The organism is Hypericibacter sp. (assembly GCF_050729195.1).
Lineage (GTDB): Bacteria > Pseudomonadota > Alphaproteobacteria > Dongiales > Dongiaceae > Hypericibacter.
Window position 1 is genome coordinate 1 of record NZ_JBOHKS010000319.1, and the last position, 8,721, is coordinate 8,721.

Consider the following 8,721-nt stretch of genomic DNA (forward strand, 5'->3'; position numbering starts at 1 on the left):
GCTCCTGATGGCGATCAAACTCCAGATCCTGCTGAAGCAGGCGCGCGCCTGCCGGGTCTGCGAAGCGGCGCTGCCGCATGGCTGCCGCCCGGTCTTGCGCGCCTCCTCGACGGCGAAGCTCCTCATCATCGGCCAGGCGCCGGGCCGGCTTGTGCATGAGACCGGGATTCCCTGGAACGATCCTTCGGGCGATCGCTTGCGCCAATGGCTGCGGATCGACCGCGAGCGTTTCTATGACGTGAAGCAGATCGCGATCGTGCCGATGGGGTTCTGTTTTCCCGGCACCGACGAGGCCGGCGGCGACCGGCCGCCGCGCCCCGAATGCGCGCCGCTCTGGCATCCGCAGATCATGCCGCTGTTGAAGGGCGTCGAGCTCACGCTGCTGGTCGGCAGTTACTCGCAGGCCTTCTATCTGGGCAAGCGGCGCAGGGCGACCATGACCGAGACGGTGCGCGGCTTCGCCGACCATCTGCCGCAATTCCTGCCACTGCCCCATCCCTCCTGGCGCAACACCGGCTGGATCAAACGCAATCCCTGGTTCGAGCAGGATCTGCTGCCGGTCTTGCGCAAGCGGGTCAAGGCGGCGCTGGGTTAGCGCTTACGCCTGTGTGCCGGCCGCGCGGCTGTCGGATTCCTCCTCGAGCCGTTCCATATCCTCGTCGCTATAGCCGAAGTGATGGCCGATCTCATGGATCAGCACATGGCGCACGATATGCTCGAGCTCTTCGTCGCTGTCGCACCAGAAATCGAGCAGCGGGCGGCGATAGAGGAAGATCATGTCGATGTCGCTCACGACATCGCTGACGCTCTTGGCACCCAGCGGCTGTCCGCGATAGAGCCCGAGCAGATCGAACGGAGTCTCGAGCTCCATCTCCTCCTCGGTCTCGGCATCGGGAAAATCCTCGACGCGGATGATTACGTCCTGGACATGCTGCGCCAGCTCTTCGGGAATCGTCTCGAAGGCGGCGGCCGCAATCTCCTCGATCTCGGCCAGGTCCGGGGCGGCGCCGAAGCGGCGGGAGGTCTTGATCAGTTCGGCCATGGTCTCTCGCTCAAGGGGCGGGCCCCGTCATTCTCACGCGCCGCTGTCATTCCCGACTGGGGCAAGGGTGAGGCAGTTCCCATCTGAAGATGTAGGATAGCGCGTTTGCGAGAGTCCAACCGGACCTCGAAAGGAGGTTCCATGATCGCCAAGCTCGATGCCACCGCCCGTGTGGCCGCCCTCAAGGAACTGGCCGGATGGCACGCTGTCGCCGGCCGGGACGCCCTCCACAAGTCTTTCAAATTCAAAGACTTCAACGAAGCCTGGGGCTTCATGAACCGGGTGGCGCTGTTGGCCGAGAAGATGGACCACCATCCGGAATGGTCCAATGTCTATAACCGGGTCGAAATCACGCTCGCGACCCATGATTGCGACGGCCTCTCGGAGCGCGACGTGAAGCTCGCCCGCGAGATCGGGAAGATCACGGGATAGCGCCGGCGACCGCTATCGACCTGCGGCCAGGGGAGATTTCCGATCTGCCGGGGGCACGGTGACCGTCGAGGAGGCCGGAACATGGGTGCGCAATTCGCCACGCGCCTGGCGGATGATTTGCCAGCCGCCGGCGATGCCAAGTCCGGCCATGATCACGGCGACGATCAAATCGGGATAGCCCGTGCCCGTGCCAAAGACGCCAGCTGCGGCGGCCATGACGGCAATGTTGCCGATCGCGTCATTCCGCGAGCAGATCCACACCGACCGCATGTTCGAATCACCGGTCCGAAAGCGATAGAGGATCAGCGCAACGGCAGTATTCGCGACGAGGGCAAGGATACCCACGACACCCATGACACCGGCCTGGGGCAACGTGACGGCATAGGCATGCCAGACCGTCGAGCCCAATACCCACGTGCCGAGGCCCAACAAACCCCAGCCCTTTACCAAGGCTGCCCGGGCACGCCACGCAAGGCCCAGGCCGGCGACCCCAAGGCTGATGGCGTAGTTGGCTGAATCCCCCAGGAAGTCCAAGGCGTCGGCCTGCAGGGACGCCGAGCCCGCCGCGGCACCGGCGATGATCTCGCCGGCGAACATGGCCGCATTGACGGCCAGAGCAATCCAGAGTGCCCGGCGCCATGCGGGGCTATTTCCCGCTTTATTATCGCTGGCGCAATTCTCGTGTGAGCAGCAGCCCGCCATGGTGGCTTCTCATTGAATGAGGTCTTGGGCCATCTTATATGGACCCTGTAGTGACTAGAGGGTCAAGGGATGGCACAGCGTCTTTCAATCGGCGATCTGGCAAAGGCGACCGGGACCAAGGTCGAGACCATTCGCTATTACGAAGGCATCGGATTGCTGCCGAGGCCGACGCGGACCGCCGGCAATTACCGCAGTTTCAAGCCGGATCATCTCTTTCGACTGGGATTTATCCGGCGCGCCCGGGACCTCGGATTTTCACTCGATGAAGTGCGCGATCTCATTCGCCTGGCGGACGACCGAGACCGGCCCTGTGGCGAGATCGATACGATTGCCCAGCGTCATCTCGATGACGTCGAGCGGAAAATCGCGGACCTCGAGCGACTGCGGAAAGAGTTGAAGAGCCTGATCAAGCAGTGCCATCGAGGGACGATCGCGGATTGCCGCATCGTGGACGCCTTGGCGACTTCGGCTCCCCGTCCTGCGTCGACAAAGACGCCAGCAAGCGCGTGATGCTGCCGGCTGCTTCTATCTCAATCGACGAGCCTCGAGCCTGAAGCGACGAGAGCAGTGACACGCAAACCGCTCAACGGACCACCTGTGATGGCACCGCATCTACCCCGATCTCCCTCATCGCCACGGCTAGAGATGGTCGATTGATGTCGGTGTTGTGCAGCAGCGATTCATTTCTGGTTTGATCGTTTCTATCAGCGCGGCGCCATCCTGAGCGCGCCATCGAGGCGGATCACCTCGCCATTGATCGCGGTGTTCTCGATGATGTGGAGGCAGAGCCGCGAATATTCGTCCGCCCGCACCAGCCGGCTCGGGAAGGGCATGGTGTCGGTCAGGCTCTTCTGAATCTCCGGCGGCAGGGTGAGCATCATCGGCGTTGCCACCAGGCCCGGCGCGATGGTGTTGACGCGGATGCCGCGGCCGGCGAGATCGCGCGCGGCCGGAAGCGTCAATCCGACGATGCCCGCCTTGGAGGCGGCATAGGCCGCCTGGCCGATCTGGCCCTCATAGGCCGCGACCGAGCTGGTCGAGATGATGACGCCGCGCTCGCCATCGGCCAGCGCCTCGGCGCCCGACATGTCGGCCGCCGCGAGCCGCATCATGTTGAAGGTGCCGATCAGGTTGATGGTGATGACCTTGCTGAACTTCTCCAGCGCCAGGGGGCCCTCCTTGCCGACGATGCGGCCGGGAATGAGGATGCCCGCGACATTGATCAGGATGCGCGCCGGCCCATGGCGCTCGCGCGCGGCCTTGACCGCCGCCTCGCCCGCGGCCGCGTCGGACACGTCGGCGACCGCGGCAAAGCCCCCGATCTCCTTGGCGACCGCCTCGGCCGCCTCGCGATTGACATCGACCAGGGTCACCTTGGCCCCTGCCTTCGCCAGATGGCGCGCCACGTCGGCCCCCATGCCGGAGCCGCCGCCGGTGACGATCGCTGCCTGTCCCTTGATTTCCATGGCCTCGCTTCTTCCTCGAAAAATGGCTGATTTCCGCGGTCGGCACCCCTTTTACCCCGGGCCCGTCACCGGCGGCGCAGAATGACCAGCGGGGCCGCCGGCCGCAAGAGCCGGAAAGATCGCATCCAAGGGCCTCTGCCCCATAAAGGCCATGTCTTGCGCAGGGGGATCGCCAGGGCCATATGCCGGCCCATGACCACGGACATGCCCATGGCCTCCGACGCCCGCGCGGTCGCGACCAGCACCGCGGTGGTGCCCTATGACCCCGTCAAATTCGAGCGCGACCAGGCCCAGGTCTCCCGCGGCTTCTGGACCAAGCTGCGCCGCGTCGCGGGCAAGCTGCCCTTTCTCGACATGCTGCTCGCGGCCTATTACTGCGCGCTCGATCCGGCGACGCCGCTGCGGGCAAAGGCGACCCTCATGGGAGCGCTCGCTTATTTCGTCCTGCCGGTCGATCTGATTCCGGATTTCCTGACCGGCATCGGCTTCGTCGATGACGGCACCGTGCTCTATGCCGCGATCCGGGCCGTCACCGAGCACATCAAGCCCGCCCATCGCGAGCGCGCCAAGGAGCTGATCCAGCGCAAGCTGGTCGATGCCGGCAAACCGCCCACCGCCTGACGCGTCAGCGGACTTCCTCGACGGCCTTCGCCTCGATGCGGGCCTTGGCTTGTGCGCGTGGCAGCCTTGCCTCGCGCCGCGCGATATAGACGGTCGAGACCACGATGATCGCGGCGCCCAGCACCGTCCAGAGATCCACTGTCTCGGCGAAGGCCAGATAACCCGCGATGCCGGCGAAGAGCAGCCGCAGATAATCGAAGGGCGCGACGACCGAGGCCTCGCCGGCGCGATAGGCGCGAATCCAGAAGGACTGCGACAGGGCCCCCAGGATTCCGATAAACACGAGCAGCCCCCATTCGCCCGCCGTCGGCCATTGCCACACGAAGAGGGCCGGCGGCAGCGCCGCGATGGTCGAGAAGACGCCGAAATAGAACATCATGCCGAGCGGCGTCTCGCCCGGCGGCAGGCGCTTGATCAGCGTCACCAGGAAGGCGATCGAGAGCGAGTCCGCCAGTGCGAACAAAGCCGCGCTGTTGAAGGTCTCAGCACCGGGCCGGACCATCACCAGGACGCCGATGAATCCGACCGCCGTGGCGCTCCAGCGCCGCCAGCGCACGATCTCATGCAGGATGATGACGGCGAGGATGGTGGAGAAGAGCGGCTTGGTGAAGCTGAGCGCGGTGTAGGAAGCGAGCGGGATGCGCGCGATCGCGTAATAGCTTGCGAACATGGCGATGAGACCGAAGAGGCCGCGCAGCGCATGGATCTTGAGCGAGCGCGTCTGCAGCACCTCGATGCCATAGGCGCCGATCAGCGGCAGGATGGCGATGAAGCCGATCAGGCAGCGGAAGAAGGCGATCTGGAAACTGTCGAGCCGATGGCCGAGGAGTTTGATCGCGATCGCCATGAAGGTGAAGATGACACCGGACCCGATCATCCAGAGTGCGCCGCGCACATTGCCGGAGAGCGCCATCCAGCGCTGCTCGATCGAAACCGACACCACCCTCATGCGGCGGGCTCGGTCTTGGTGACGATCGCGGGCGGCTCGTCCGGCAGCGCCGAGGCGAGAGCCGCCGCCGGCATGGCTTTCAGCTTGACCTCGCGGCGCGCGATATAGACCGCGGCTGCCGCGATGATGGCGCTGCCGACCCAGGTCCAGTTGTCCGGCACCTCGGCGAAGAAGAGCCAGCCGATGATGGCGGCGAAGACCAGCCGCGCATAATCGTAAGGCATGAGCGAGGAGGCCTCGGCCAGGCGCAGCGCGCGCACGAAGCTCATATGGCCGAGCGAGCCGGCGAGACCCATCGTCAGCAGCATCGGCCAGAGCGAGGCCGCGGGCCACTCCCAGACGAAGAGGGCGGGGATGAGCGCCATCGGCGTCTGGATCAGCACCATGATGGTGACGACGGCGGTGGTGGATTCGCTGCGCACGAGCTGCTTGGTGAAGATGATGCCGCAGGCGCCCAAGGCCGCCGAGGCCAGCGCGAACAAGGCCCCGACGCTGAAGGCGTCGGCGCCGGGGCGCAGGATCACCAGCACGCCGGCGAAACCCACCAGGATCGCGGTCCAGCGCCGGATCCGCACCTGCTCGCCCAGGAACAGCGCGGCCAGGAGGGTGGCGAAGAGCGGCGAGGCGAAACTGAGCGCGATCGCCTCGGCGAAGGGCAACAGCTTCAGCGCCCAGAACCAGGCGAACATCGAGAGGAGCCCGACCGCGGTGCGGCCGAGATAGAGCCGGATGCGATGGCGATTGAGCGATTCGAGCCCCGCCGTCCGGATCCAGGGCAACATGAAGAGCAGCCCGAACAGGTTGCGGAAGAACACCGCCTGGAACGGGTGCATCGCCCGCGAGGCCTCGCGGATGAAGGCGTTGAGGATCGCGAACAGCAGGCAGGCGACCAGCATCCACAGGATCGCGCGGACCGGCTGTGGCAGCCGGCCCGCCGCCTCGGCGAGCTGGGACGCAAAGGCGGGGAGGGGGAGTGGCAGGCCCATGATTCAATGCAAGGTCGAAGACCCGGCCACCCTAACCGTTCGGTCATCCGGGCGCCATGGGCGGGCGCTCGATGTCGCCATCGCCCGTCAGGACGCCGCCGGCAAGCTTGCCTTGGGCCTCCCAGCGGGCGAAGAATCGCCCCCGCGATGCAAGATCTTGTCTCTCACGGGAAAAGCGGCCGCCCATGACCCCCTCGACCTCCTCGCCCGACGACGCCCGGCCGATCTGGCGGCCCGATGCGCAACGGCTGGCCGCGGCCAACCTGACGGGATTCCGGGCCCGCGCCGAGGCGCGCTGGAAGGTGGCGCTGCCCGACTTCGACGCGCTCTGGCAGTGGTCGGTGGCGCATCGCGACAAGTTCTGGCTCTCGGTCTGGGAGGAGACGGGGATCGTCGGCGATGGACCCGGCAAGACCGCGCTGAAGGATGGCGACCGCATGCCGGGCGCCAAGTTCTTCCCCGAGGCGCGGGTGAACTATGCCGAGAACCTGCTGCGCAAGCGCGACGAGGGCGACGCGCTGGTGTTCTGGGGCGAGGATCGCGTCAAGCGGCGCATGAGCCGGCGCGAGCTCTACGATCTGGTGTCGCGTCTGGCCGCGGCGATGCGCGCCATGGGCATCAAGCCGGGCGACCGGGTCGCGGGCTTCGTGCCCAACATGCCCGAGACCATCGCCGCCACGCTCGCCACCGCCTCGATCGGCGCCATCTGGTCCTCCTGCTCGCCCGATTTCGGCGCGCAAGGCGTGATCGACCGCTTCGGCCAGATCGAGCCGAAGCTGCTCTTCGCGGCCGACGGCTATTTCTATGGCGGCAAACCGTTCGATTGCCTGGCGCGGGTGGCCGAGTTCCTGCCCAGGCTGCCCACGGTCGAGCGCGTGGTGGTGTTCCCCTATGCCGGCGGCGGCACGATGCCGGCCAAGGCCGTGACGCTCGCGGACTTCGTGGCGCCGCATAAGCCCGAGACGATCCGTTTCGAGCGGCTGCCCTTCGACCATCCGCTCTTCATCATGTATTCGTCAGGGACCACCGGCGTGCCGAAATGCATCGTCCATGGTGCCGGCGGCACGCTGATCCAGCATCTCAAGGAACACCGCCTCCACAGCGACATCCGCGACGGCTCGCGCATGTTCTATTTCACCACCTGCGGCTGGATGATGTGGAACTGGCTCGTCACGGGCCTGGCCTCGGGCGCCACGCTGCTGCTCTACGATGGCTCGCCCTTCCATCCGACCGGCAACATCCTGTTCGATTTCGCCGCCGCCGAGCGCTGCGATTTCTTCGGCACCTCGGCCAAATTCATCGACGCCTGCAACAAGGCGGGGCTGAAGCCGATCGAGACGCATGACCTGAAGGCGCTCAAGACCATCGCCTCGACGGGCTCGCCGCTGCTGCCCGAGGGCTTCGACTATGTGTACTCGCACATCAAGAAGGATGTCTGTCTCTCCTCGATCTCGGGCGGCACCGACATCGTCTCCTGTTTCGTGCTGGGCAACCCGACCGGCCCCGTCTGGCGCGGCGAGATCCAGGCACGGGGCCTCGGCATGGGCGTCGAGGTCTGGAACGACGAGGGCAAGCCCGTCGTCGAGGAGAAGGGCGAGCTGGTCTGCACCAAGCCCTTTCCCTCCATGCCGGTCGGATTCTGGAACGATCCCGACGGCGCCAAATACCGGAAGGCCTATTTCGAGCGCTTCGACAATATCTGGTGCCATGGCGACTATGCCGAGATCACGCGCCATGGCGGCATGATCATCTATGGCCGCTCGGACGCGGTGCTCAATCCGGGCGGCGTGCGCATCGGCACGGCCGAGATCTATCGCCAGGTCGAGCAGCTGCCCGAGGTAATCGAGAGCATCGTCATCGGCCAGGATTGGGAGGGCGATGTGCGCGTCGTGCTGTTCGTGCGGCTCAAGGAGGGCCTCGAGCTCGACGTGGCGCTAAGCGACAAGATCAAGCGCCAGATCCGCGCCAACACCACGCCCCGCCATGTGCCCGCGCGCATCCTGCAGGTCACCGACATCCCGCGCACCAAGAGCGGCAAGATCACCGAGCTCGCCGTCCGCGACATGGTCCATGGCCGCACGATCAAGAACAAGGAAGCGCTGGCGAACCCGGAGGCGCTGGAGCTCTACAAGGACCGGGCGGAGCTGCGGGAGTAGGGGCGGAGGGGCAAAACAAAAAACTCACGCCCCCTCCCCTTGCGGGAGGGGGTAGGGGGAGGGGAACTGGCCTCAATCGGTTACGGCAATCAAAGGGGCGACTCCGGGACTGGTCGCTGCGCTTACGCTTGTCGCGCCTGAATTCGCTTTGAATCCCATTGCTGTCTTTGGCTCGTTCTTTCGAAGCATCGTTGCTTCGCAAGAATCCGCAGAAGCTTTCCGGACGATCGCGACCGCTGACCCCTCCCCCTACCCCCTCCCGCAAGGGCTACGGCATTCACACATCTACTTCGCAAGCTCGAATTTCGTTCGGTTATTTCTCTTTCGGTGCTTCCCGATTCCGAAAAGAATCGGGCGGGGTCGCGAT

The 8,721-nt window shown here is 65.5% G+C and carries 10 protein-coding genes; 5 read left to right on the forward strand and 5 right to left on the reverse strand.

What is annotated here, in order from left to right:
- The first annotated feature begins 7 nt into the window (after positions 1-7).
- A complete protein-coding gene (locus ACREE8_RS25885) occupies positions 8-595 on the forward strand; it encodes a uracil-DNA glycosylase family protein (protein ID WP_431575919.1) in 588 nt (195 codons plus the stop codon).
- 3 nt (positions 596-598) lie between these two features.
- Here the strand turns inward: ACREE8_RS25885 and ACREE8_RS25890 are convergent, their stop codons facing one another.
- Positions 599-1,042: a metallopeptidase family protein gene (locus ACREE8_RS25890; protein ID WP_431575910.1), complete on the reverse strand. Its 444-nt coding sequence runs from the start codon at positions 1,040-1,042 to the stop codon at positions 599-601.
- 105 nt (positions 1,043-1,147) lie between these two features.
- Between ACREE8_RS25890 and ACREE8_RS25895 the strand changes: the two genes are divergently transcribed.
- Positions 1,148-1,474 carry a 4a-hydroxytetrahydrobiopterin dehydratase gene (locus tag ACREE8_RS25895; protein WP_431575911.1) on the forward strand — a complete coding sequence of 109 codons (327 nt, stop codon included), beginning with the start codon at positions 1,148-1,150 and terminating at the stop codon, positions 1,472-1,474.
- A gap of 12 nt (positions 1,475-1,486) precedes the next feature.
- Here the strand turns inward: ACREE8_RS25895 and ACREE8_RS25900 are convergent, their stop codons facing one another.
- The gene (locus ACREE8_RS25900; protein WP_431575912.1) at positions 1,487-2,176 is read right to left on the reverse strand and encodes a cation transporter; all 690 of its coding nucleotides are present in this window, start codon (positions 2,174-2,176) and stop codon (positions 1,487-1,489) included.
- A 69-nt stretch (positions 2,177-2,245) separates the two neighbouring features.
- On the opposite strand from ACREE8_RS25900, the gene ACREE8_RS25905 reads away from it, so the two are divergent.
- The gene (locus ACREE8_RS25905) at positions 2,246-2,686 is read left to right on the forward strand and encodes a MerR family transcriptional regulator (RefSeq protein WP_431575913.1); all 441 of its coding nucleotides are present in this window, start codon (positions 2,246-2,248) and stop codon (positions 2,684-2,686) included.
- Between the two features lie 194 nt (positions 2,687-2,880).
- On the opposite strand, the gene ACREE8_RS25910 is transcribed toward ACREE8_RS25905, so the two are convergent.
- Positions 2,881-3,642 (reverse strand): SDR family NAD(P)-dependent oxidoreductase, encoded by a 762-nt coding sequence (locus ACREE8_RS25910; RefSeq protein ID WP_431575914.1) that lies wholly within the window; start codon positions 3,640-3,642, stop codon positions 2,881-2,883.
- Between the two features lie 210 nt (positions 3,643-3,852).
- Between ACREE8_RS25910 and ACREE8_RS25915 the strand changes: the two genes are divergently transcribed.
- Complete coding sequence (locus tag ACREE8_RS25915; RefSeq protein WP_431575915.1) at positions 3,853-4,263, forward strand: YkvA family protein; 411 nt, start codon at positions 3,853-3,855, stop codon at positions 4,261-4,263.
- A gap of 4 nt (positions 4,264-4,267) precedes the next feature.
- On the opposite strand, the gene ACREE8_RS25920 is transcribed toward ACREE8_RS25915, so the two are convergent.
- Together ACREE8_RS25920 and ACREE8_RS25925 are read right to left on the reverse strand one after the other, a co-directional pair.
- Positions 4,268-5,212 carry a DMT family transporter gene (locus ACREE8_RS25920; RefSeq protein WP_431575916.1) on the reverse strand — a complete coding sequence of 315 codons (945 nt, stop codon included), beginning with the start codon at positions 5,210-5,212 and terminating at the stop codon, positions 4,268-4,270.
- On the reverse strand, positions 5,209-6,198 hold the full coding sequence (locus ACREE8_RS25925) for a DMT family transporter (RefSeq protein WP_431575917.1): 990 nt from the start codon (positions 6,196-6,198) through the stop codon (positions 5,209-5,211). The genes ACREE8_RS25920 and ACREE8_RS25925 overlap by 4 nt, the downstream gene beginning before the upstream one ends.
- 185 nt (positions 6,199-6,383) lie before the next feature.
- Between ACREE8_RS25925 and ACREE8_RS25930 the strand changes: the two genes are divergently transcribed.
- Positions 6,384-8,354 (forward strand): acetoacetate--CoA ligase, encoded by a 1,971-nt coding sequence (locus ACREE8_RS25930; protein WP_431575918.1) that lies wholly within the window; start codon positions 6,384-6,386, stop codon positions 8,352-8,354.
- The last annotated feature ends 367 nt before the right edge of the window (positions 8,355-8,721 follow it).

Bases quoted from the DNA above. Each gene is read 5' to 3' on its own strand.
- ACREE8_RS25885 (WP_431575919.1), top strand. From the start codon at position 8: ATGGCGATCAAACTCCAGATCCTGCTGAAGCAGGCGCGCGCCTGCCGG.
- ACREE8_RS25890 (WP_431575910.1), bottom strand. From the start codon at position 1,042: ATGGCCGAACTGATCAAGACCTCCCGCCGCTTCGGCGCCGCCCCGGAC.
- ACREE8_RS25900 (WP_431575912.1), bottom strand. From the start codon at position 2,176: ATGGCGGGCTGCTGCTCACACGAGAATTGCGCCAGCGATAATAAAGCG.
- ACREE8_RS25905 (WP_431575913.1), top strand. From the start codon at position 2,246: ATGGCACAGCGTCTTTCAATCGGCGATCTGGCAAAGGCGACCGGGACC.
- ACREE8_RS25910 (WP_431575914.1), bottom strand. From the start codon at position 3,642: ATGGAAATCAAGGGACAGGCAGCGATCGTCACCGGCGGCGGCTCCGGC.
- ACREE8_RS25915 (WP_431575915.1), top strand. From the start codon at position 3,853: ATGGCCTCCGACGCCCGCGCGGTCGCGACCAGCACCGCGGTGGTGCCC.
- ACREE8_RS25920 (WP_431575916.1), bottom strand. From the start codon at position 5,212: ATGAGGGTGGTGTCGGTTTCGATCGAGCAGCGCTGGATGGCGCTCTCC.
- ACREE8_RS25925 (WP_431575917.1), bottom strand. From the start codon at position 6,198: ATGGGCCTGCCACTCCCCCTCCCCGCCTTTGCGTCCCAGCTCGCCGAG.
- ACREE8_RS25930 (WP_431575918.1), top strand. From the start codon at position 6,384: ATGACCCCCTCGACCTCCTCGCCCGACGACGCCCGGCCGATCTGGCGG.